This is a genomic window from Mycobacterium sp. IS-1496, from assembly GCF_001499995.1.
In the GTDB taxonomy this organism is placed as follows: domain Bacteria; phylum Actinomycetota; class Actinomycetes; order Mycobacteriales; family Mycobacteriaceae; genus Mycobacterium.
Window position 1 is genome coordinate 1 of record NZ_LQIU01000045.1, and the last position, 20084, is coordinate 20084.

General features: G+C 68.2%; 29 protein-coding genes. 1 reads left to right on the forward strand and 28 read right to left on the reverse strand.

Annotated features, from left to right (window positions below):
* From AU195_RS19720 to AU195_RS19795, 16 genes are all read right to left on the reverse strand, one after another.
* The coding region (locus AU195_RS19720; RefSeq protein ID WP_059160754.1) for an HNH endonuclease signature motif containing protein at positions 1 to 1592 on the reverse strand (1592 nt) is incomplete at its 3' end.
* 94 nt (positions 1593 to 1686) lie between these two features.
* Entirely contained in the window at positions 1687 to 2649 is a 963-nt protein-coding gene (locus AU195_RS19725; RefSeq protein WP_059160755.1) for an AraC family transcriptional regulator, read from the reverse strand.
* Positions 2618 to 3364 (reverse strand): SDR family oxidoreductase, encoded by a 747-nt coding sequence (locus AU195_RS19730; protein ID WP_059160756.1) that lies wholly within the window; start codon positions 3362 to 3364, stop codon positions 2618 to 2620. The genes AU195_RS19725 and AU195_RS19730 overlap by 32 nt, the downstream gene beginning before the upstream one ends.
* A gap of 143 nt (positions 3365 to 3507) precedes the next feature.
* A complete protein-coding gene (rplO, locus tag AU195_RS19735) occupies positions 3508 to 3957 on the reverse strand; it encodes a 50S ribosomal protein L15 (RefSeq protein WP_059160757.1) in 450 nt (149 codons plus the stop codon).
* Positions 3954 to 4136 (reverse strand): 50S ribosomal protein L30, encoded by a 183-nt coding sequence (rpmD, locus tag AU195_RS19740; protein ID WP_059089865.1) that lies wholly within the window; start codon positions 4134 to 4136, stop codon positions 3954 to 3956. Before rpmD ends, rplO begins: the two co-directional genes overlap by 4 nt.
* Positions 4137 to 4138: 2 nt before the next feature.
* Positions 4139 to 4807, reverse strand: coding sequence for a 30S ribosomal protein S5 (gene rpsE / locus AU195_RS19745; RefSeq protein ID WP_172800642.1), 669 nt, complete (start codon positions 4805 to 4807; stop codon positions 4139 to 4141).
* 34 nt (positions 4808 to 4841) lie between these two features.
* On the reverse strand, positions 4842 to 5246 hold the full coding sequence (rplR, locus tag AU195_RS19750) for a 50S ribosomal protein L18 (RefSeq protein ID WP_059160759.1): 405 nt from the start codon (positions 5244 to 5246) through the stop codon (positions 4842 to 4844).
* Positions 5247 to 5249: 3 nt separating this feature from the next.
* Complete coding sequence (gene rplF / locus AU195_RS19755; RefSeq protein ID WP_059160760.1) at positions 5250 to 5789, reverse strand: 50S ribosomal protein L6; 540 nt, start codon at positions 5787 to 5789, stop codon at positions 5250 to 5252.
* A gap of 13 nt (positions 5790 to 5802) precedes the next feature.
* Positions 5803 to 6201: a 30S ribosomal protein S8 gene (gene rpsH, locus AU195_RS19760; RefSeq protein WP_059096564.1), complete on the reverse strand. Its 399-nt coding sequence runs from the start codon at positions 6199 to 6201 to the stop codon at positions 5803 to 5805.
* An 81-nt stretch (positions 6202 to 6282) separates the two neighbouring features.
* Positions 6283 to 6468, reverse strand: a complete 186-nt coding sequence (locus tag AU195_RS19765) for a type Z 30S ribosomal protein S14 (protein WP_011558444.1) — start codon at positions 6466 to 6468, stop codon at positions 6283 to 6285.
* A gap of 4 nt (positions 6469 to 6472) precedes the next feature.
* Entirely contained in the window at positions 6473 to 7045 is a 573-nt protein-coding gene (gene rplE / locus AU195_RS19770; protein ID WP_059096563.1) for a 50S ribosomal protein L5, read from the reverse strand.
* 1 nt (position 7046) lies between these two features.
* Complete coding sequence (gene rplX / locus AU195_RS19775; protein ID WP_059096562.1) at positions 7047 to 7367, reverse strand: 50S ribosomal protein L24; 321 nt, start codon at positions 7365 to 7367, stop codon at positions 7047 to 7049.
* Positions 7368 to 7736, reverse strand: a complete 369-nt coding sequence (rplN, locus tag AU195_RS19780; protein WP_011558441.1) for a 50S ribosomal protein L14 — start codon at positions 7734 to 7736, stop codon at positions 7368 to 7370. It abuts the gene before it with no gap.
* 223 nt (positions 7737 to 7959) lie between these two features.
* On the reverse strand, positions 7960 to 8832 hold the full coding sequence (locus tag AU195_RS19785) for a formylglycine-generating enzyme family protein (RefSeq protein WP_059160761.1): 873 nt from the start codon (positions 8830 to 8832) through the stop codon (positions 7960 to 7962).
* Between the two features lie 16 nt (positions 8833 to 8848).
* Entirely contained in the window at positions 8849 to 11200 is a 2352-nt protein-coding gene (locus AU195_RS19790; RefSeq protein ID WP_059160762.1) for an arylsulfatase, read from the reverse strand.
* A 9-nt stretch (positions 11201 to 11209) separates the two neighbouring features.
* Entirely contained in the window at positions 11210 to 11890 is a 681-nt protein-coding gene (locus AU195_RS19795) for a DUF2306 domain-containing protein (protein WP_059160909.1), read from the reverse strand.
* 54 nt (positions 11891 to 11944) lie between these two features.
* Here AU195_RS19795 and AU195_RS19800 point away from each other — a divergent pair, with 54 nt between their 5' ends.
* Entirely contained in the window at positions 11945 to 12655 is a 711-nt protein-coding gene (locus AU195_RS19800) for a TetR/AcrR family transcriptional regulator (protein WP_059160763.1), read from the forward strand.
* A gap of 50 nt (positions 12656 to 12705) precedes the next feature.
* On the opposite strand, the gene rpsQ is transcribed toward AU195_RS19800, so the two are convergent.
* The 12 genes from rpsQ to AU195_RS19860 all read right to left on the reverse strand — a co-directional run bounded on the left by rpsQ (position 12706) and on the right by AU195_RS19860 (position 20049).
* Positions 12706 to 13005 (reverse strand): 30S ribosomal protein S17, encoded by a 300-nt coding sequence (gene rpsQ, locus AU195_RS19805; protein WP_059160764.1) that lies wholly within the window; start codon positions 13003 to 13005, stop codon positions 12706 to 12708.
* A complete protein-coding gene (gene rpmC / locus AU195_RS19810; RefSeq protein WP_059160765.1) occupies positions 13005 to 13238 on the reverse strand; it encodes a 50S ribosomal protein L29 in 234 nt (77 codons plus the stop codon). Before rpmC ends, rpsQ begins: the two co-directional genes overlap by 1 nt.
* A complete protein-coding gene (gene rplP, locus AU195_RS19815) occupies positions 13238 to 13654 on the reverse strand; it encodes a 50S ribosomal protein L16 (protein ID WP_059096555.1) in 417 nt (138 codons plus the stop codon). Before rplP ends, rpmC begins: the two co-directional genes overlap by 1 nt.
* 2 nt (positions 13655 to 13656) lie before the next feature.
* Positions 13657 to 14523, reverse strand: coding sequence for a 30S ribosomal protein S3 (gene rpsC, locus AU195_RS19820; RefSeq protein ID WP_059160766.1), 867 nt, complete (start codon positions 14521 to 14523; stop codon positions 13657 to 13659).
* Positions 14523 to 15032: a 50S ribosomal protein L22 gene (gene rplV / locus AU195_RS19825; protein WP_059160767.1), complete on the reverse strand. Its 510-nt coding sequence runs from the start codon at positions 15030 to 15032 to the stop codon at positions 14523 to 14525. Before rplV ends, rpsC begins: the two co-directional genes overlap by 1 nt.
* Positions 15029 to 15310 (reverse strand): 30S ribosomal protein S19, encoded by a 282-nt coding sequence (gene rpsS / locus AU195_RS19830; protein ID WP_003892827.1) that lies wholly within the window; start codon positions 15308 to 15310, stop codon positions 15029 to 15031. The genes rplV and rpsS overlap by 4 nt, the downstream gene beginning before the upstream one ends.
* A 21-nt stretch (positions 15311 to 15331) precedes the next feature.
* Positions 15332 to 16168, reverse strand: coding sequence for a 50S ribosomal protein L2 (gene rplB, locus AU195_RS19835; protein ID WP_059096552.1), 837 nt, complete (start codon positions 16166 to 16168; stop codon positions 15332 to 15334).
* A 32-nt stretch (positions 16169 to 16200) separates the two neighbouring features.
* Complete coding sequence (rplW, locus tag AU195_RS19840; protein ID WP_059096551.1) at positions 16201 to 16503, reverse strand: 50S ribosomal protein L23; 303 nt, start codon at positions 16501 to 16503, stop codon at positions 16201 to 16203.
* Positions 16503 to 17147: a 50S ribosomal protein L4 gene (gene rplD, locus AU195_RS19845; protein ID WP_059160768.1), complete on the reverse strand. Its 645-nt coding sequence runs from the start codon at positions 17145 to 17147 to the stop codon at positions 16503 to 16505. Before rplD ends, rplW begins: the two co-directional genes overlap by 1 nt.
* A complete protein-coding gene (gene rplC, locus AU195_RS19850; protein ID WP_059160769.1) occupies positions 17148 to 17801 on the reverse strand; it encodes a 50S ribosomal protein L3 in 654 nt (217 codons plus the stop codon).
* Positions 17802 to 17813: 12 nt separating this feature from the next.
* Entirely contained in the window at positions 17814 to 18119 is a 306-nt protein-coding gene (gene rpsJ, locus AU195_RS19855) for a 30S ribosomal protein S10 (RefSeq protein ID WP_003883485.1), read from the reverse strand.
* Between the two features lie 316 nt (positions 18120 to 18435).
* Positions 18436 to 20049 carry a carboxylesterase/lipase family protein gene (locus tag AU195_RS19860; protein ID WP_059160770.1) on the reverse strand — a complete coding sequence of 538 codons (1614 nt, stop codon included), beginning with the start codon at positions 20047 to 20049 and terminating at the stop codon, positions 18436 to 18438.
* Between the last annotated feature and the right edge of the window lie 35 nt (positions 20050 to 20084).

Genomic DNA, 20084 nt, shown 5'->3' on the forward strand with positions numbered 1-20084 from the left:
GTTTTGAGGAGGTGGTGTTCGCGGCAGAGGCATCGGAGGTCGGATGCGCTGGTGGGTCCGGCGGGGTAGGGCACGGCGTGGTCGATGTCACAAAGGTGGGCGGGTCTGTCGCAGCGGGGGAAACGGCAGGTCAGGTCGCGGGCGCGGACAAAGTCCTGCAGGGCTTGGGAGGGCCGGTAGCGGTTTTCGGGTGGACTGGTGCCGGGGTGGGTGATGGTGCGGATTGTGGCGCGGTCGAGCAGACCGGCCAGCACGTCGGGGCCGATGAGGCCACCACCCATCACGTAAGCCTCTGCAGGGCAGGGTGATACGAGGCCCTGTGCCTCGGACACCCTGGTGGTGTCCTCGGGTGACGCAGCGGCGTTCTCCTGTTCGGGAGCCGCGGTGTCGGGCACCTGCTCGGGTTCAGCGGTACCTGCCTGCGTGGGTTGGCATTTCGCGGGCCGCGACGTGCCCGTGGTGGTCGAAGCCGGCGCCTCCGGGGCGGCCGGATCCTCGGCCGGGGTGGACTCCTCCGCGCGGTCGGGAGTCAGCTCGGCGGCGTCCGGACCGTCCGCGCGGTCGGGAGTCAGCTCGGCGGCGTCCGGACCGTCCGCGCGGTCGGGTTCGGCTGGCGTGTCGATGGGCTCGGTCGGCGGCTCTGTCGGCACCGACGCACCTGGCGTGTCGATGGATTCGGTCGGCGGCTCCGACGGCTCCGGCGTCGGTGCGGGCGAAACATCCTCGGTTGCGCTGCGGTTGGCCCGTCGTGCTTGTGCCTGGGTGAGGGTGTTGTCGGTGGTGACGACGTGGACGATGACGTTGCGGGGTCGGTGGTCGCCTCGGGTGGCTTCGCAGGTGTCGTTGCCGCATTCGCAGTGCATCTGTGTGGCGCCGGCGGCGAGCGCGCCGACGGCGTCGGCGTGGCGCTCTTTGAGCGTGCGCGGGTCATCGGAACACACGGTGTGGGCGAGTTCGTCGAGGCGTTCTTCGAGCGCGGCGGCGTCCGAGGCGTACAGCCGCGCCCATACGGTGGTGAAGCCGGCTTCGTCCAACGGTGACCCGTACTCGACTGTGCGGGCGTTGGTGGCGGTCCGTTTGCGGCGCAGCGCCCCCGGATCGTGGACGGCGACCAGGGCGTCGATGGCCTGCTGGGTCTTCTTCTCCGACCAGGCACCCCAGCGGGTGACCTGCTCGGCCAGCGCGGTGTCGATGGCGGCCATCGCGGCGGGGTCGGTGACCAGGGCGGTGCGGTAGACGATTGCGCGGGCCAGCATGTCGCTGATCAGCCCGTCGGCGAACAACGCCCCCACCTTCGGTAGCCGGTCGCGCAGCATCACCCCCCGCAGGGCCTGGTTGATCGCCATGCCGGCGCTGATGTTCTGCGCGGCACCCAACTCGTTGCCGACGGCTTTTTCCGGGTCGACGAACCACGCGTCGCGATCTTCGGGGGTGTTCAGGGAGGTGGCGCGGCCGAACAGTTCGGCCATGGTGGCCTGCTTGCGCGCCGCCGCAGCCGCCTCCACCCGCGCCCACCCCGCCGCCGCCGACACCAACGCCGCATAGTCCAACCCCTGCAGGTCGGCGATCTCGGGCAGCGATCCATCAAACACACCACCAACACTCCCCAGCACCCCCGACACAAACCACCGGCGAAAGTCTCATGGGGACAGAGCCTGTGGATGAATTCGCCGCTGTGGATAGATCTCAGCCCGATGCCCGAGCGAACGCGCTCGGCGACGACCCCGTCATCCGGGTGAAGGCGGTGGTGAACGCGCTCGCCGACAGGTAACCCGTCCGGCGCGCCACCTCCGCCATCGACACGTCTTCGTTGCGCAGCATGTCCTTCGCCACCGCCATCCGCCACTGCGCCAGATACTGCATCGGCGGCATTCCCATTGTGCGGCTGAACCGTTCGGCGAACACCGCCCGCGATGCCCCGGCCGCGCGTGCGAGGCGTTCGACCGTCCACCCGTACGCGAGGTCGGCATGCAGAGCTCGAAGGGCCGGGGCCAGCAGAGGATCGCCCAGACCCGCGATCAGACCCCGCTCCACACCGTCCACCGGCGCGGCACGCAACCGCATGGCCTCGACCAGCAGCACCTCGACGAGCCGCACCAGGATCAGGTCGCACGGCGCTGCCGTATCGGTCTCCTCGCCGATGAGCTCGACGATCCGGCGCAACCGGGACGCCCGAGCCTCGTCGTGACGCACGAGGACGATCCGCGGCAACAGCGGTGCCAGCAGCGGCGCGTTCTCCGGTTCGAACCGGAAGTATCCGCCCAGCATCCGCATGGCCGCGGGGCCGTCGCGATCACCGTGCCGCGCCTCCCCGGTCACCGGCCTCACCACCGCCTCCGTCGGGATGACGCCATGCCCGCTCGCCATGACGAACCCGGGCATGTCCGTCAGGAACATGAAGTCACCGGCATGCAATTCGATCGGGCCGTGGCCGTCGAGTCGCAGCACGCACGAACCCCGGAGCATCACGCAGAACGCAGGGTCGGCGTAGCGAGCCTCCCGCACGCTCCACTCGCCGGCCCCGCTGATGATCTTCGACTCGACCGTCGTCGGTCGCAGCAGAGACACCAGCGTCTCGACCGGTCCCAACCCGTCGTCAGGGTTCACACCCGACAAACTATTGGGCAGAAGCAGCCAACGCCACCGCATCCGGCCCGGCCGGAAACCGCAATTGTCCCGACGTGTCCTCGGCGGCGCGGACCACCACCTCCGCGACATCTTCGGCCGTGGTCACCGGACCGGGCCGGCTGAAGGATGCGAACACCGGCTCGGCGAACGCCGCGTAGGGCTCGGGGATCGCGCCGTCCATGCGCTCGCTGCCGTTGGCGGTGAACTGTGTCGACGGCCCGTAACCCGGCTGCACGAGTTTGGCTCGCACACCGAAGAATTCGAGTTCGAGCGCCAACGACGCGGTGAACCCCTCGATCGCCGTCTTGCTCGCGGTGTAGGCGGCCGCGAGCGGCATCGCCGCCAACGTCACCGACGACGTCACGTTGACCACGACACCCGAGCGCCGCTCGCGCATCTGCGGAATGACGGCCTGGGTCATCGCCATCACCCCGAAGGTGTTGGTGTCGAACAATTCCCGGACGAGCGCCATCGGCGTGCCCTCGAACGCGCCGACGGCCCCGATTCCCGCGTTGTTCACGAGCACATCGATCGGCCCACTGGCCGTCACCGCATCAGCGATGCTCACGGGATCGGTCACGTCCAGCCGCAGCACGGTCAGCCGCTCCCCCGGAGCCAACACCTCGTCGTGAGGTGTGCGCATGGTTGCGACGACGTTCCAGCCCTCGCGGTGGAACCGCTGGGCGGTCGCGAGTCCGTAGCCCGAGGAGCAACCGGTGATGAGCACTGTGTTCATACGCCGAAACGCTATGGCCCAGGCGGTCCCGCGCCCATAACGCGGCGTCCGGAATCCTTCACCGATCCTCTGGACCCGAGGACGAGGCCCGGACGCAAGAAGACCCCGACACACCGAGGTGTGCGGGGTCTCCTGCGGACGTGTCAGGACAGCTCAGTCGCCGAACCGCCTGCCGCCGTGATCTTCTCGCGGGCGCTGCCGCTGAACTTGTGAGCGGACACGTTGACCGCAGCGGTCAGCTTGCCGTCTCCGAGCACCTTCACCAGCGTGTTCTTGCGAACGGCGCCGGAGGCCACCAGCTCGTCGACGCCGATGTCGCCACCGTTCGGGAACAGCCGCTCGAGGTCGCCGACGTTGATGACGGCGTACTCGGTGCGGAAGCGGTTACGGAAGCCCTTGAGCTTCGGCAGCCGCATGTGGATCGGCATCTGGCCGCCCTCGAACGTCGAGGGGACGTTCTTGCGGGCCTTGGTGCCCTTGGTGCCGCGGCCCGAGGTCTTACCCTTCGAGCCCTCACCGCGGCCGAGACGCGTCTTAGCGGTCTTCGACCCCGGAGCCGGCTTCAGGTCGTGGAGTTTGATCGGCTCTGTCATTGCACTTCCTCCACCTCTACGAGGTGATGCACGGTCTTGATGAGGCCGCGGGTCTGCGCGTTGTCCTCACGGACGACCGACTGGCGGATCTTCCGCAAGCCGAGCGTGCGCAGGCTCTCCCGCTGCTTCCAGCGCGCACCGATGGTGCCGCGCACCTGGGTGATCTTCAGTTCCGCCATGATCACACCGACCCTTCACGTGACGAGGACGCGGCGAGCGCGTCGGCCTCACGCCGGGCCTTGAGCATGCTGGCCGGCGCGACGTCCTCGAGGGGCAGACCGCGACGGGCCGCGACCTCTTCAGGACGCTGGATCATCTTCAGCGCGGCAACGGTGGCATGGACCACGTTGATCGCGTTGTCGCTGCCCAGGGACTTGGCCAGGATGTCGTGGACGCCGGCGCATTCCAGCACCGCACGGGCCGCGCCACCGGCGATCACACCGGTACCGGGGCTCGCCGGGCGCAGCATGACGACGCCTGCGGCGGCCTCACCCTGCACCGGGTGCACGATGGTCCCGCCGATCAGCGGCACGCGGAAGAAGCCCTTGCGAGCCTCCTCGACACCCTTGGCGATGGCGGCCGGGACTTCCTTGGCCTTGCCGTAGCCGACACCGACCATGCCGTTGCCGTCACCGACGATCACCAGCGCGGTGAAGCTGAAGCGACGGCCACCCTTGACCACCTTGGAGACGCGGTTGATCGAGACGACCCGCTCCAGGTAGTTGCTCTTGTCGCCGCCGTCGCGGCCACGGCCGCCACGGTCGTCGCGGCGGCCACGACCACCACGGTCGTCCCGCCCGCCGCGGCCGTCGGATGTCGCCGGCCCGGCATTGGTTGCCTGCTCGGCCATCATGCAGTCCTTCCAGTCTTGTACACGTCGGTCATCAGAACTTCAGCCCGCCTTCACGAGCGGCGTCGGCGAGCGCGGCGATCCGTCCGCCGTAGCTGTAACCGCCACGGTCGAAGACCACCTCGTCGATACCCGCCGCCTTCGCGCGCTCGGCGATCAGCTGACCGACCCGCACGCTGTGCGCCTTCTTGTCACCGTCGACCGCCCGCACGTCACCCTCGATCGAGGATGCGGCGGCCAGCGTCGTGCCGGTGAGGTCGTCCACCAACTGTACGTGGATGTGCCGGGAGGAGCGGTTCACGACCAGACGGGGCCGCTGCGCGGTACCCGAGACCTTCTTGCGCAGCCGTGCGTGGCGGCGGATGCGGTCCCGCCGGCGCGTCTGGGAGATGTTCGCCCCGACCGGCTTGTGCTGCTTGGTTGCTTCAGCTGTAGCCATCGCTTACTTACCTGTCTTTCCGACCTTGCGGCGGATCTGCTCACCCTCGTAACGCACGCCCTTGCCCTTGTAGGGGTCGGGGCGGCGCAGACGACGGATGATCGCCGAGATCTGGCCGACCTTCTGCTTGTCGATACCCGAGACCGAGAACTTCGTGGGCGTCTCGACCGCGAAGGTGATGCCCTCCGGCGGCTCGATGACCACGGGGTGGCTGTAACCGAGCGCGAACTCCAGGTTGGACCCCTTGAGCGCGACGCGGTAACCGACGCCGTAGATCTCCATCTTGGTGGTGTAACCCTGCGTGACGCCCTCGACGAGGTTGGCGACCAGGGTGCGGGACAGCCCGTGCAGCGAACGGTTGCGCCGCTCGTCATTGGGCCGGGTCACCACGATGGCGCCTTCGTCGTCACGCGCCACGGCGATGGGCTCGGCGACGGCCAGCGACAGAGAACCCTTGGGCCCCTTCACCGACACGTTCTGGCCCTCGATCGTCACATCGACTCCGGCGGGAACCGGAACCGGCTGCTTACCAATACGCGACATGTTTCCTACCCCCTCACCACACGTAGGCGAGGACTTCGCCGCCCACGCCGGATCGTGCTGCCTGACGATCGGTGAGCAGACCCGAGGACGTGGAGATGATCGCCACGCCCAGGCCGCCGAGCACCCGAGGCAGATTGGTGGACTTCGCGTAGACCCGCAGACCGGGCTTGGACACCCGTCGCAGGCCGGCGATGCTGCGCTCACGGCTTGGGCCGTACTTGAGCTGCACAACGAGCGACTTACCCACGCGGGCGTCCTCGGTGCGGTAGTCGGAGATGTAGCCCTCCGCCTTGAGGATCTCGGCGATGTTCGCCTTGATCTTGCTGTGTGGCAGGGCCACCTCATCGTGGTACGCCGAATTGGCGTTGCGCAGACGTGTCAAGAAGTCTGCGATCGGATCCGTCATGGTCATGACAGCCGGTTCACCTTTCTCGCGGCGGTTCCCATGTGAACCAGGGCCTTCCGCAACTGCTCTGTTAGTGGTTGGGCTGGCTTACCAGCTGGACTTCTGCACGCCGGGCAGTTCGCCGGCGTGGGCCATCTCGCGCAGGCAGATCCGGCACAGGCCGAACTTGCGGAAGACGGCGTGCGGACGACCGCAGCGCTGGCAGCGGGTGTAACCCCGCACCTTGAACTTCGGCTTTTTGTTGGCCTTGTTGACCAGTGCTTTCTTTGCCATTAGCTCAGTTCTCCTTGAAGGGGAAGCCCAGGGCCCGCAGCAACGCCCGACCCTCGTCGTCGTTGGTCGCCGAGGTCACGACGGTGATGTCCATGCCGCGCGGGCGGTCGATGCTGTCGACGTCGATCTCGTGGAACATCGACTGCTCGGTCAGGCCGAAGGTGTAGTTGCCGGTGCCGTCGAACTGCTTGGGGTTCAGGCCGCGGAAGTCGCGGATACGCGGCAGGGCGATCGCGACGAGGCGGTCCAGGAACTCCCACATGCGGTCGCCGCGCAGCGTGACGCGGGCGCCGATCGGCATGCCCTCGCGCAGCTTGAACTGGGCGATGGACTTGCGGGCCCGACGGATCTCCGGCTTCTGGCCGGTGATCAGGGCGAGGTCGTTGACCGCGCCGTTGATCAGCTTCGCGTCGCGCGCGGCGTCACCGACGCCCATGTTCACGACGACCTTCACGACGCCCGGGATCTGCATCACGTTGGCGTAGCCGAACTGCTGCTGCAGCGACTCGCGGATCTCCTCGCGGTAGCGCTGCTTCAGCCGGGGGAGGGTCTTCTCAGTGTTCTCTACCGTGGTCATGTCAGCCGATGTCCTTGCCGTTGCGCTTCGAGATACGCACCTTCTTGCCGGTCTCTTCGTCGAAGCGGTAGCCGACTCGGGTGGGGTTGCCGTCGGAGTCGACCACCATCACGTTGGACACGTGGATCGGCGCCTCCTGGGTGACGATGCCGCCCGACGATGCGCCGCGTTCGTTCGCCGACTGCGCGGTGTGCTTCTTGATGCGGTTGACGCCCTCGACGAGGACCTTGTTGCGGTCGGGGTAGGCCTGGATGACCTTGCCCTTGGCGCCCTTGTCCTTACCGGAGACCACCAGCACGGTGTCGCCCTTGTGGACCTTCATCTACAACACCTCCGGGGCGAGCGAGACGATCTTCATGAAGCGCTTCTCGCGCAGTTCGCGGCCGACGGGCCCGAAGATGCGGGTGCCGCGCGGGTCGTTGTCGTTCTTGATGATCACCGCGGCGTTCTCGTCGAACTTGATGTAGCTGCCGTCGGCGCGGCGGCGCTCCTTGACGGTGCGCACCACGACGGCCTTGACGACGTCGCCGCGCTTGACGTTGGCGCCGGGGATGGCTTCCTTGACGGTGGCCACGATGACATCACCGATGCCTGCGTAGCGTCGCGATGAACCACCGAGAACGCGGATGCACAAGATCTCCTTGGCGCCCGTGTTGTCGGCGACCTTCAACCGCGATTCCTGCTGAATCACTCGATCTCCTGACCTGGTTATGTCTGCACGCCAGATACCGACCTGACGTACGCGGTCCTTGCTGTCACCGAAGAGCACGCAGGGCCGGTCTGCGATGAGCGCTTGCGCGAAGAGCGTCAAGCATCGTGATCGGCCGAGGTCTGCCCAAGGCAACCGTTTGATTCTAGGTGAGGACCTGCGGAGAACCAAATCGCCGCAGGTCAGCCTCTGAGCACCGCGGCGGTCAGGCCACGCAGCGGAAGCCGATGTGCGTGGTCGCGCTGTCCTGCGACTGCGGCGACCGCGCGGCGGGCCGGTACCGGTGACAGTACTCGGGCGCGCACAGGTGCGAGCCGCCCTTGAGGGTCTGGTTGACGGACGGATCGGGATCGGCCGGCCCGCAGCAGGATTCGACGGCGCCATCGGGCCGGTGGTGCACCGAGAACCGGGTGGTCGTCCACTCCCACACGTTGCCGATCATGTCGACCAGGCCGAAGTCGTTGGCGGGGAACACGCCGACCGGCGACGTGCCGACCCAGCCGAGCGCACCGTCGTTGCGGTACGGGAAGCGGCCCTGCCAGGTGTTGGCCATCAGCCGTCCGCCCGGCTGCGGGTCGTCACCCCACGGGTAGGTGGTGGCAGCGCCCGCGCGGGCGGCGTACTCCCACTGCGCCTCGGTGGGCAGTCCGCGGCCGGCCCACTTCGCGTACGCGGCCGCGTCCGGGTAGGCGACCTGGACGACGGGGTGATCGGGGCGGTCCTGCCAGTGCGACCCCGGGCCGAACGGATGGCGCCAGCACGCCCCCGGCGACCACGTCCACCACTGCCGCCAGTCGCGTAGGTCCACCGGCCCCGGGGTCGGCTGGAACACCAGCGCGCCGGGCACCAGGTCGGCCGGCGGCACGCCCGGATACAGGGCGGAATCGAGCTCCTGTTCGGCGACGGTGACGTAGCCGGTGGCGTCGACGAACGCGGCGAACTGTGCGTTGGTGACGGGATGCCGCTCGATCGCGAAGGGTGCGACGGTCACCGTGTGGACCGGCACTTCCTCCGGGTAGAACTGCGTGGAGCCCATCCGGTAGGCGCCGCCGGGCAGTTCGACCAGCTCGGTCAGCATGGATCCAGCGTAGGCGTCAGTCCCTCGCGAACGCGCGGGCGAACTCGCGCTCCAGGTCGAGATAGGGCTTGCCGGAGACGTCGAACGAGATCTGGGCGATGGTGCCGCCGGTGAACTCGAAGGGCGGCCGGTAGTCGCGCGAGACCGGTGACCCGGTGTTGCGCCCGACGGCGAGTGTGGCGCCGGCCAGACCGAACGTCCCGGGGTGGGTCATCATGCCCGCGTACGACGCGACCTCGTCGTCGTCGATGTAGAGCACGGCGTCACCGAGGGGGGTGTGGCTGCCCTCGACGGCGCCGGTGCGGGTGTAGGCGATGCCGAAGGTGTGCCGACCGGACGTGACCGGCGCCGACGACGTCAGCTTCTGTTCGGTCTCACCGAGGAAGTTGTAGACGTAGTGCAGCCGGCCGTCCTGCACGAACATCACGTGCCCGCCGTGTGCGCCGCCGTGTTTGAACACCACCCCCTGTGCGGCGTCGTCATCGACGGTGACCTCGGCGAGCACCACGAACGAGCGACCCTGGATCTCCACGACGGCACCCGTTCCGACGTCCGCGGTACCCGGGTAGTAGACGTAGGCGTCGCGTGCGCCCGACAGGGTGGGCCGGAAGCGCCCGATGGTGTCGAAGATGTTGAGGTCGCCGAGCGGCAGCCCGTTGTACTTGGCTGCCTCGCTGAACCACAGCGCCTTGAGTTCCTCGAGTTTCTCGGGTTGTTCGGCGGCCAGATCACGCACCTGCGCGCGGTCGGCCTCGATGTGGAACAACTCCCAGCGGTCGTCGTCGAAGTGCGACCACCCTGCCGGTGAGGCCGCGTGCACGGTGTTGGCGAACCAGCCCCGGTGCCAGATCCCCCGGGTGCCGAGCATCGAGTAGAACTGGGTGTCCTTGCCGGTGGGCGCGGTCGGATTGTCCAGCGTCACCTTGAAACTCACACCGTCGAGCGGTTTCTGCGGCACCCCGCGCACCGATGCGGGGGCGGTGAGGCCGAGCAGGTCGTAGATCGTGGGCGTGATGTCGCAGACGTTGACGTAGTTGTCGCGCACCTCGCCGTGGGCGGCGATGCCGTCGGGCCACGAGATGATCGCGGTGTCGGCGATGCCGCCCTCATGGGAGGCGTAGCGTTTGAACAGCTTGTAGGGCGTGTTGAACGCCATCGCCCAGCCGGTCGGATAGTGGTTGTAGGTGTGCGGGCCGCCGAGGTCGTCGATGACCTTCAGGCCTTCCTCGGCGGTGTCGATGTAGCCGTTGAAGAACTTCGTCTCGTTGACCGAACCGTCGGGCCCGCCTTCACCGCTGGCCCCGTTGTCGGAGATCACGACGATGATCGTGTTGTCGAGCTGACCCGAATCCTCGAGGTAGTCCAGGATCCTGCCGATCTGCGCGTCGGTGTAGGACAGGAACCCGGCGAACACCTCCGCCATCCGGCTGAACAACCGTTTCTCGTTGTCGGACAGCGAATCCCACGGTCGCACGGTGTCCTGGGTGGGCCACGGCTCCCCGTTGGGTCCGCTGACGTCGGCGTACGGGTTCATCGGCGAGAGTTCGGTGTCCGGCGGGACGATGCCGAGCCGCTTCTGGTTCTCGAGCACGATGTGGCGGTACTGCTCGTAACCCATGTCGAAACGGCCCGCATAGCGGTCGGCCCACTCCTTGAACACGTGGTGCGGGGCGTGCCCGGCGCCGGGGCAGACGTAGGAGAACCACGGCTTGTCCGGGGCGATCACCTTGGCGTCGCGGATGAACTCGATCGTCTTGTCGGCCAGATCCTTCGACAGGTGATAGCCGTCGTCGGGGGTTCCCGGCGGGGCGACCGGGTGGTTGTCGTAGACGAGTTCGGGATACCACTGGTCGGTCTCGCCGCCCATGAACCCGTAGAAGCGTTCGAACCCGCGTGACAGCGGCCAGTGGCGTTTGGTGGCAGCGAGATTCGATTCCTCGAGCGGCGTGAGGTGCCACTTGCCGACGCAGTAGGTGTTGTACCCGTTCTCCGCGAGCACCTCCGAGATCAGCGCGGTGTCGAAGGGGATGCGCCCGTTCGAGTTCGGGAAGCCGTCGGTGAACTCCTCGATGGTGGCCATGCCGACGGTGGTGGGATTGCGGCCGGTGAGCAGGGAGGCCCGGGTCGGCGAGCACAGCGCGGTGGTGTGGAACTGCGAAAGGCGCACACCGCGTTCGGCGATGCGGCCCATCGCCGGCATCTCCACCAGTCCGCCGAAGCAGTCCCACGTCGCGATGCCGGTGTCGTCCCACACGAGGTACAGCACGTTGGGCGCACCCTCGGGCGCGGTCGGCGCGGCGTACGGCCCCCAATCCGGCTCGGAATCGCGGATGTCCAGTTCGATCTTGCCGTTGAAGTCCGTGACCACGCACGGAGATTACACCGACGGTGTCTCCACTTCATGGGGTTCGGGCGACGGGACGGTCACGCATCGACGCGTCATCCACCACCGCACGGCGGCCAGTGGGACGAGCCATCCCAGCCAACCGCCGAGGCCGGCGACCAGATATACGTATGACTTGTGGTCACCGCCGAACAAGTTCTGCTGCAACGGGATCAACGCCACGGCCAGCAGCGGCGTCCAGATGCGGTTGGTGATGACCGACAGCGCGAGTGTGCCGCTGTAGATCATCGCGACGCGATGGGCAGCGAACCGCCGCCGCCGGCCGTGCCGATACCCGGTGAGCGTGAACCACAGCCACAGCGTCGCCAGGATCACGTTGCTCACCGCGAGGATCGGACCGAACGGCGTCATCGCCCCGATCACCAGTGCCGAGGCCGCCGCCGGCAGCGCTGTGAACACGTAGACCCGCCCGATCCACGGGTGCAGGCGTGACCGCTTGGCCCACATCTGCGCGACGACGGCCACCATCGCCACGGTGGCCAGCAGGACGTGGGCCACCAGGAGTGGGTGGTGCAGCGTGAAGGTCGGCGGAACGCGGGAACCGCCCGTCAGGTACGGCGGCACGGAGTACGCGAGAAATCCGGTTACGACGAGGACCACGAGGACCAGAGGCGTCACCGCCCGCGGGCGCCCCTCGAAATATGCGTATGTCATACGCATAAAGCGTACGGCATACGCACCATGGCTGCGACCGATAGTGTCGAGGCGATGTCAGGCCACGATCGTGATGAGGCGCCGCTCCCCCGGGCGCTGGAACTCCTGTGGCAGGAGCCGCCCCCGAACGCCGCTCGCCCGCGCGGGCTCAGCAGGCATCGCATCGTCGCCGCGGCGATCGAACTCGCCGACGCCGAGGGACTCGGCGCGCTGTCGATGGCCCGCCTGGCCGAGCGGCTGGGCTGCGGCACGATGTCGCTCTACCGCCACGTCGCCAACAAGGACGAGCTGCTCACGTTCATGGTTTCGCAGGCGCCCGGTCCACCGCCGACCCGCGGTGAGGCGGATTGGCGTGCGGCTCTGGAGAATTGGGCACACGGCCTCTGGGCCGTCTACCACCGGCACCGGTGGATCCTGCAGACCGCGAAAGCCGGTCCCCCGCTGGACCCGGGTCAACTGGCGTGGCTCGACGCCGGCCTGGCGGCGCTGGCCGGCACCCGTCTGACTGAACGCGACAAGCTTGCCGCCGTGATGGCGATCCTGAATTTCGTCAGGGGTGCGGCCGCGCTCGCCCTGGACGGCGCCGGCCGGGACTTCGGCTATTCCGCCGTCCTGCGCCGCGTGGTCGACGCGGACCGGCTACCCGCGTTGGCGGCGGCTGTCGACGCGGGCGTGTTCGACGATGCCGACGGTGAGGAAGCCGGATTCCGCTCCGGGCTGGCGCAACTGCTCGACGGCATCGCCGCGCGCACCACCTCCGCCTGAAACGGAAAAACCCGACACGCAAATGCGTGTCGGGTCGTCCGCAGACGTGGTTACTTGGCCTTCTCGAGGATCTCCACGAGCCGCCAGCGCTTGGTGGCCGACAGCGGGCGGGTCTCCATCAGCGAGACGCGGTCGCCGACACCGGCTTCGCCGTTCTCGTCGTGCGCCTTGACCTTGGTGGTGGTCCGGATGATCTTGCCGTAGAGCGGGTGGCTCTTGCGCGACTCCAGCTCGACCACGATGGTCTTATCCATCTTGTCGCTGACCACGTAGCCGATGGCCGTCTTGCGGCGGTTACGCGGCTTCTCGGTGCGCGGGGTGTACGCCGGTCCCTTGGCTGTCTCTGCCATTACGATTCCTCACCTGCGGGCCCGGAAGCCAGGCCCAGTTCACGTTCGCGCAGCACGGTGTACACACGCGCGATCTCCTGCCGCACGACACGAAGCCGGCGGTTGTTGGACAGCTGGCCCGTGGCCATCTGGAAGCGAAGGTTGAACAGCTCTTCCTTCGACTCGCGCAGACGCTCGGTCAGCTCGTCGTCACTCAGTTCGCGCAGTTCACCAGGCGAAACTCCAACTGCCATCAGAAGTTCTCCTCTCTGGTCACGATGCGCGCCTTGATCGGCAGCTTGTGGATCGCGCGGGTCAGCGCGTCACGCGCGGTCTTCTCGTCCGGGTAGCTCAGCTCGAAGAGCACGCGGCCGGGCTTGACGTTGGCGACCCACCACTCCGGCGAACCCTTACCGGAACCCATGCGGGTCTCGGCGGGCTTCTTGGTCAGCGGACGGTCCGGGAAGATGTTGATCCACACCTTGCCGCCACGCTTGATGTGCCGGTTGATGGCGATACGAGCGGACTCGATCTGCCGGTTGGTGATGTAGGCGTGTTCGAGCGCCTGGATGCCATAGTCACCGAAGCTCACCGACGTGCCACCGCTGGCGATGCCGCGCTGTCGGGGGTGATGCTGCTTGCGGTGCTTGACCTTACGAGGGATCAGCATGCTCAGCTCCCTGGATTCTGGGGGGTCGTCTCGGCGGCCGCTCCTGCAGCTGCCTCGGTGCCGGCGGCGGCCTCGGCCGCGGCCGGGGCTTCCTGGGTGCCGCTGGTGGCGGCGCGACCGGCGTCGGTACTGGTGGCCGTGGTCCCCGACGCACCGCTGCGACGCGGGCGGCTGCCCGACGGACGCTCACGGCGCGGGCGGTCGGCACCCGCGGGCGCCGCGGCGGTCAGCTCACGCTTGCCACCGACGATGTCGCCCTTGTAGATCCACACCTTCACGCCGATGCGGCCGAAGGTGGTCTTGGCCTCGTACAGGCCGTAGTCGATGTCGGCGCGCAGCGTGTGCAGCGGGACGCGACCTTCGCGGTAGAACTCCGAGCGGCTCATCTCGGCGCCACCGAGGCGGCCCGAGCACTGCACCCGGATGCCCTTGACGTTCGGCTGACGCATCGCGGACTGGATCGCCTTGCGCATCGCGCGGCGGAACGCCACACGATTGGAGAGCTGCTCGGCGACACCCTGGGCGACGAGCTGAGCCTGCGACTCGGGGTTCTTCACCTCGAGGATGTTGAGCTGCACCTGCTTCTTGGTGAGCTTCTCCAGGTCGGCGCGGATGCGGTCGGCCTCGGTGCCGCGGCGACCGATGACGATGCCCGGACGCGCGGTGTGGATGTCCACACGGACGCGGTCGCGAGTCCTCTCGATCTCCACGTCGGCGATGCCGGCGCGCTCGAGACCGGTGGCCAGCAGCCGCCGGATCGCCACGTCTTCCTTGACGTAGTCCTTGTACTGCTTGTCTGCGTACCACCGCGACTTCCAGTCGGTGGTGATGCCGAGGCGGAAGCCGTGCGGGTTGATCTTCTGGCCCACTACTGCGAGCCTCCCTTCGCTTCTTCGGAAGCTTCAGTGGTCGTGGCGGCCTTCGCCGGGGCCTTCTTCGCTGCAGCGGCCTTGCTGCCCTGGGCGCGACGCGCGCGCGAACCACCGGCGGACTCGCCGGCGCCGCCGCGGCGGCCCTCACGGCTCGGCCGGCTCTCGACGATCACGGTGATGTGGCTGGTGCGCTTGCGGATCCGGAACGCACGCCCCTGGGCACGCGGGCGGATGCGCTTGGCCGTCGGGCCCTCGTCGGCGTAGATGGCGGCGACCACGAGCGTCGACGGGTCGAGACCCTCGTTGTTCTGCGCGTTGGCCGCGGCGCTGGCGATCACCTTGGCAACCGGCTCACTGGCCTGCTGCGGCGCCCACCGCAGGATGTCGAGGGCTTCCTCGACGCTCTTGCCGCGAACCAGGTCGATCACCCGGCGCGCCTTGGTCGCCGAGACGCGCACGAAGCGGGCCTTGGCGGTCGCGGACGGATACTCAATCGTGGTAGTCATCGCCTCTTGCTCTTCCGGTCATCCTTGATGTGACCCTTGAAGGTGCGGGTGGGGGCGAACTCGCCCAGCTTGTGCCCGACCATCGCCTCGGTGACGAACACCGGCACGTGCTTGCGGCCGTCGTGGACCGCGAAGGTGTGACCGATGAAGTCGGGGATGATGGTCGACCGACGCGACCAGGTCTTGATGACCTGCTTGGTGTTCTTCTCGTTCTGCACGTCGACCTTCTTGAGCAGATGGTCGTCGACGAACGGGCCCTTCTTCAGGCTGCGTGGCATCGCTTTGGTTCCTTCCCCGGCCTAGCGCTTCTTGCCGGTGCGCCGGCGTCGGACGATGAGCTTGTCGCTCGGCTTGTTCGGCTTGCGGGTGCGGCCCTCGGGCTTGCCCCACGGGCTGACCGGGTGGCGACCACCGGAGGTCTTGCCCTCACCACCGCCGTGCGGGTGGTCGACCGGGTTCATCACGACACCACGGACGGTCGGGCGCTTGCCCTTCCACCGCATCCGGCCGGCCTTGCCCCAGTTGATGTTGGCCTGCTCGGCGTTGCCGACCTCGCCGACGGTGGCGCGGCAGCGCACGTCGACGCGACGGATCTCACCGGACGGCATACGCAGGGAGGCGTAGGTGCCCTCCTTGCCCAGCAGCTGGATGCTGACACCGGCCGAGCGGGCCAGCTTCGCGCCGCCGCCGGGCCGCAGCTCCACAGCGTGGATCACGGTGCCGGCGGGGATGTTGCGCAGCGGCAGGTTGTTGCCCGGCTTGATGTCGGCGTTGGCGCCGGACTCCACGATCGCGCCCTGCTTCAGCCCGTACGGCGCGATGATGTAGCGCTTCTCGCCGTCCAGGTAGTGCAGCAGCGCGATGTTCGCGGTGCGGTTGGGGTCGTACTCGATGTGGGCGACCTTGGCGTCGACGCCGTCCTTGTCGTGGCGACGGAAGTCGATCACGCGGTAGGCACGCTTGTGGCCACCGCCCTTGTGCCGGGTGGTGATCCGACCGTGCGCGTTGCGTCCGCCCTTCCCGTGCAGGGGACGGACCAGCGACTTCTCCGGGGTCGAGCGAGTGATCTCGGCGAAATCGGAGACGCTGGCACCGCGGCGACCGGGGGTCGTCGGCTTGTACTTGCGAATTGCCATTTCTCTTAAGTCTCTCTAGCTTCTCGCCCGGCTCAGGCCGGTGCTCCGAACAGGTCGATCGGCTTGCTTCCCGCGGCCAGGGTCACGATCGCGCGCTTGGTGCTCTTGCGCTGACCGAAACCGGTGCGGGTGCGCTTGCGCTTGCCCTGCCGGTTGGCCGTGTTCACCGAGTCGACCTTGACCTTGAAGATCTTCTCGATGGCGATCTTGATCTGGGTCTTGTTCGAGTCCGGGTGCACGATGAACGTGTAGACGTTGTCCTCGATCAGTCCGTAGGACTTCTCCGAGATGACCGGCGCCAGGATGATGTCGCGGGGATCAGTCACGGTTGCCATCAGGCCGAAACCTCCTTGGTGTTGGCCGTGATGTAGGCGTTCAGCGCCTCGACGCTGAACACCACGTCGTCGGCCTTGAGCACGTCGTAGGTGTTGAGCTGATCCGGCGAGATGATGTGCACACCGGGCAGGTTGCGCACGCTGCGCTCGCTGGTCTCATCGGTGCGGCCGATGACGATCAGGACCTGCTTACGCTCGGTCAGCGACGACAGGAACGCCTTGGCGCTCTTGGTCGACGGGGTCTGACCCTCCACCAGCTCGGTGACCGCGTGGATGCGGCCGTTGCGCGCCCGGTCCGAGAGCGCCCCGCGCAGGGCGGCGGCGATCATCTTCTTCGGGGTGCGCTGGCTGTAGTCGCGCGGCTGCGGGCCGTGGACGATGCCACCACCGGTGAACTGCGGCGCCCGGGTCGAACCCTGGCGCGCGCGGCCGGTGCCCTTCTGCCGGTACGGCTTCTTGCCGCCGCCGGAGACCTCACCGCGGGTCTTGGTCGAGTGCGTGCCCTGCCGCTTGGCGGCCAGCTGCGCGTTCACGACCTGGTGCATCAGCGCGATGTTGGCCTCGACGTCGAACAGCTCAGCAGGCAGTTCGACGGAACCGTCGGTGGTCCCGGCCGGCGTCTTGACCTCGATTGTGGTTGCCATTTACTTCTCGCCTCGCTTGATTGCGCTGCGGACCATCACCAGTCCACCGTTGCGGCCGGGGATGGCGCCCTTGATGAGGAGAACGCCGTTGGCGGCGTCGACCTTGTGCACCACCAGGTTCTGCGTGGTGACCCGGTCGCTGCCCATACGGCCCGACATGCGGGTGCCCTTGAACACGCGGCCCGGGGTGGCGCAGCCACCGATCGAACCGGGCCGGCGGTGCACGGCCTGGGCGCCGTGCGCGGCACCCTGGCCACGGAAGCCGTGGCGCTTCATGGTGCCGGCGAAGCCCTTGCCCTTGCTGGTGCCGGTCACGTCGACGTAGGCGCCCTCGGCGAAGACCTCGGCGGTGAGCTCCTGGCCGACCTCGTAGTCCGCGGCCGCCGACTCGTCGTCGAGCCGGAGCTCGGCGAGGTGGCGGCGCGGGTTGACGCCTGCGGCGGCGAATTGACCGGTCACCGGCTTGTTGACCTTGCGGGGGCTGATCTCGCCGTAGGCGATCTGCACCGCGCTGTAACCGTCGCGCTCCGGGGTACGGATCCGGGTCACGACGTTCGGGCCTGCCTTGACGACCGTCACCGGCACGACCTTGTTGTTCTCGTCGAACACCTGCGTCATGCCCAGCTTGGTGCCCAGAATGCCTTTACGTGCCATTTCTCGGGTCTCCTACTGGATGTTCACGTCGACGCTGGCCGGGAGGTCGATGCGCATGAGCGCGTCGACGGTCTTCGGCGTCGGGTCGAGGATGTCGATCAACCGCTTGTGAGTACGCATCTCGAAGTGCTCACGCGAGTCCTTGTACTTGTGCGGTGAGCGGATGACGCAGTACACGTTCTTCTCGGTCGGCAGCGGCACGGGGCCCACCACGCTGGCACCGGTACGGGTGACCGTCTCCACGATCTTGCGCGCCGAGGCATCGATGGCCTCGTGGTCGTAGGCCTTGAGCCTGATGCGGATCTTTTGTCCCGCCACGCTTTTCCTACCTCACTCCTGCTTGTTGCCCGCGCTGGGAAACCCCAGCGCGGCCTGGTGTTGGCTATTGCCGCCGCTGTTTACCTGTCTGTGGTCCACCGGTCCCCGCGGTCGGGTGTGTCGCCCTACGCGCACTCGAATCCGGCGGAAATCCGTCACACTCGAGAGGTGGGACCGATGCGCCCGTGCGGGCGCCGGTCGGATGCCTCCGCGAGTCGGTCCGAACAGGCACCGACCCGGCTCAAGGCAACCCGAACAGTATGCCTGACGATCGGGCCTCGTCCAAATCCCTGCGGACCTGCGGGCAACCGCCCTCTCAGTGTTCCAGGCCGGCCCAGAATGCGCACTGGTGTTCCTGCGCGTAATCGCTCGTCATGCTGCTGCCGCCGGGGTGCAGAGACAGATAGGAACCGGCTCCGAACTGCGGCCACTCGGGAGCGCCGGGGGCCGACGGCGCACCTGCAGCGACGAAGGCGCTCCAGTAGTCGATCATCTGGTCGGACAGCGCCTGCTGCTCCGGGGTCAGCGGCGGCGCGCCGCCGACGTCGAACAGGTAGCGCAACTCGAGTGAGTGGCTGGCGCCGACGGGGAACGGCAGCGTCTGCAGCGGCTCGGGGGCCGGGGCAGCCCGGTCGTTGAACTCGTAGGCGTAGACGGGGGCGCCTGCGCCCCCGAGTTCGGCGGCCATGCGGTCGGCGATGCAGGCGAATTCACCGTCGGTGACGGTCGCCGCATAGGCCAGCGGCACGCTCTGGCGGGGGTCGGGCCCGAAGTGGTCGATCGGGTAGCGCGCGGCGACCTTCTCGGCGTCCGGTCCGAAGGTGTCGGCCAGCAGGCCGGGGTACTGCTCCGGGGTGTACCGGTCATTGTGCTGCAGGTAGCGCAGCGCGACGAACAGGGTGAACTCGTCGCGGTTCGTGCCTATCAGGACCGGCACCTTCGCCGCCGTCCCGTCGGCGATGGCCCGGACCGGGTCGACTGGCAGGGCCGTGGTTCCGGTGACCGGCCCGGTGAGCTGGTCGGCGCCGATCTCGACGAACCAGACGGGTTTGCGCAGTGTGTCGGCGGGCAGCGCGCGCAGGCACTCGGCGGCCGTGGCCGGATCCGGGCAGCCGACCTCGGCGGCGTAGTCGAGGCTGCGTCGTTCGGCCACGGGCAGCGGCGCCTGCGCCTGACAGGGTGCGCTCTGGATGACCGCGGCCCGGAACAGCCCCTCGGAGCCGGGCGCGACGAGGTGGTCGCACACCGACATCCCGCCCGCGGATTCACCGGCCACGGTCACCTTCGTGGGGTCGCCGCCGAACTCGGCGATGTTGTCGCGCACCCACCGCAGCGCGGCCTGCTGATCGGCCAACCCGTAGTTGCCGACGTCACCGGGCTCCCCCAGTGCCGGGTGCGCCAGGAACCCCATGGTGCCGAGCCGGTAGTTGACGGTGACGACGACGATGTCGCCGCCCGCGGCCAGGCGGCGGGCGTCGTAGACACCGCCGCTGCCGTTGACGAACGCGCCCCCGTGGATCCACACCATCACCGGGCGTTTCCCCTCCGACACCGGCGGGGTCCACACGTTGAGCGTCAGGCAGTCCTCGTCGGTCTGCCTGCCGAGCTCGAGGTCACCGCCCGGGTCCTGCAGGCAGCGCGGACCGGACCAGGTGGCCTGGCGTTCGCCGTCCCACGCCGGTGCGGGCTCGGGCGGGCGCCAGCGCAGCGCGCCGACGGGTGGCGCGGCATAGGGGATCCCGGCGAACAACCGGTGATCGGGAGCGACCGTGCCGCGCAGCGCACCGGAGGCGGTGCGGACCAGCGCGGGGTCGGGATTCGCCGCGGGGTCGGACCGGTCCGGCGGTCCGCCGGTGGTGCATCCGGCCACCAGCGCGAGCGCCAGGAGTAGCGCCGCCGACCGGCGGTGGCGAACCGGTCCGGGCTGCACGCCCCTGACAGTACTGACGTGCTGGCGGGACCTCG

What these genes read in the sequence shown, in the direction of transcription:
- rpsH (WP_059096564.1), bottom strand. Translation starts at nt 6,201, where the DNA reads ATGACCATGACGGATCCGATCGCAGACTTCTTGACACGTCTGCGCAAC.
- rplP (WP_059096555.1), bottom strand. Translation starts at nt 13,654, where the DNA reads ATGCTGATCCCTCGTAAGGTCAAGCACCGCAAGCAGCATCACCCCCGA.
- rpsQ (WP_059160764.1), bottom strand. Translation starts at nt 13,005, where the DNA reads ATGGCAGAGACAGCCAAGGGACCGGCGTACACCCCGCGCACCGAGAAG.
- rplX (WP_059096562.1), bottom strand. Translation starts at nt 7,367, where the DNA reads ATGAAGGTCCACAAGGGCGACACCGTGCTGGTGGTCTCCGGTAAGGAC.
- rpsS (WP_003892827.1), bottom strand. Translation starts at nt 15,310, where the DNA reads ATGCCACGCAGCCTGAAGAAGGGCCCGTTCGTCGACGACCATCTGCTC.
- AU195_RS19795 (WP_059160909.1), bottom strand. Translation starts at nt 11,890, where the DNA reads ATGACATACGCATATTTCGAGGGGCGCCCGCGGGCGGTGACGCCTCTG.
- rplF (WP_059160760.1), bottom strand. Translation starts at nt 5,789, where the DNA reads ATGTCGCGTATTGGTAAGCAGCCGGTTCCGGTTCCCGCCGGAGTCGAT.
- rplD (WP_059160768.1), bottom strand. Translation starts at nt 17,147, where the DNA reads ATGGCAACCACAATCGAGGTCAAGACGCCGGCCGGGACCACCGACGGT.
- rplO (WP_059160757.1), bottom strand. Translation starts at nt 3,957, where the DNA reads ATGACAGAGCCGATCAAACTCCACGACCTGAAGCCGGCTCCGGGGTCG.
- AU195_RS19800 (WP_059160763.1), top strand. Translation starts at nt 11,945, where the DNA reads ATGTCAGGCCACGATCGTGATGAGGCGCCGCTCCCCCGGGCGCTGGAA.
- rpmC (WP_059160765.1), bottom strand. Translation starts at nt 13,238, where the DNA reads ATGGCAGTTGGAGTTTCGCCTGGTGAACTGCGCGAACTGAGTGACGAC.
- AU195_RS19765 (WP_011558444.1), bottom strand. Translation starts at nt 6,468, where the DNA reads ATGGCAAAGAAAGCACTGGTCAACAAGGCCAACAAAAAGCCGAAGTTC.
- rplC (WP_059160769.1), bottom strand. Translation starts at nt 17,801, where the DNA reads ATGGCACGTAAAGGCATTCTGGGCACCAAGCTGGGCATGACGCAGGTG.
- rpsE (WP_172800642.1), bottom strand. Translation starts at nt 4,807, where the DNA reads ATGGCCGAGCAGGCAACCAATGCCGGGCCGGCGACATCCGACGGCCGC.
- AU195_RS19785 (WP_059160761.1), bottom strand. Translation starts at nt 8,832, where the DNA reads ATGCTGACCGAGCTGGTCGAACTGCCCGGCGGCGCCTACCGGATGGGC.
- rpmD (WP_059089865.1), bottom strand. Translation starts at nt 4,136, where the DNA reads ATGGCGGAACTGAAGATCACCCAGGTGCGCGGCACCATCGGTGCGCGC.
- AU195_RS19725 (WP_059160755.1), bottom strand. Translation starts at nt 2,649, where the DNA reads ATGCGGTGGCGTTGGCTGCTTCTGCCCAATAGTTTGTCGGGTGTGAAC.
- rplV (WP_059160767.1), bottom strand. Translation starts at nt 15,032, where the DNA reads ATGACTACCACGATTGAGTATCCGTCCGCGACCGCCAAGGCCCGCTTC.
- rplW (WP_059096551.1), bottom strand. Translation starts at nt 16,503, where the DNA reads ATGGCAACCGTGACTGATCCCCGCGACATCATCCTGGCGCCGGTCATC.
- rplR (WP_059160759.1), bottom strand. Translation starts at nt 5,246, where the DNA reads ATGGCTACAGCTGAAGCAACCAAGCAGCACAAGCCGGTCGGGGCGAAC.
- rplB (WP_059096552.1), bottom strand. Translation starts at nt 16,168, where the DNA reads ATGGCAATTCGCAAGTACAAGCCGACGACCCCCGGTCGCCGCGGTGCC.
- rplE (WP_059096563.1), bottom strand. Translation starts at nt 7,045, where the DNA reads ATGACCACGGTAGAGAACACTGAGAAGACCCTCCCCCGGCTGAAGCAG.
- AU195_RS19730 (WP_059160756.1), bottom strand. Translation starts at nt 3,364, where the DNA reads ATGAACACAGTGCTCATCACCGGTTGCTCCTCGGGCTACGGACTCGCG.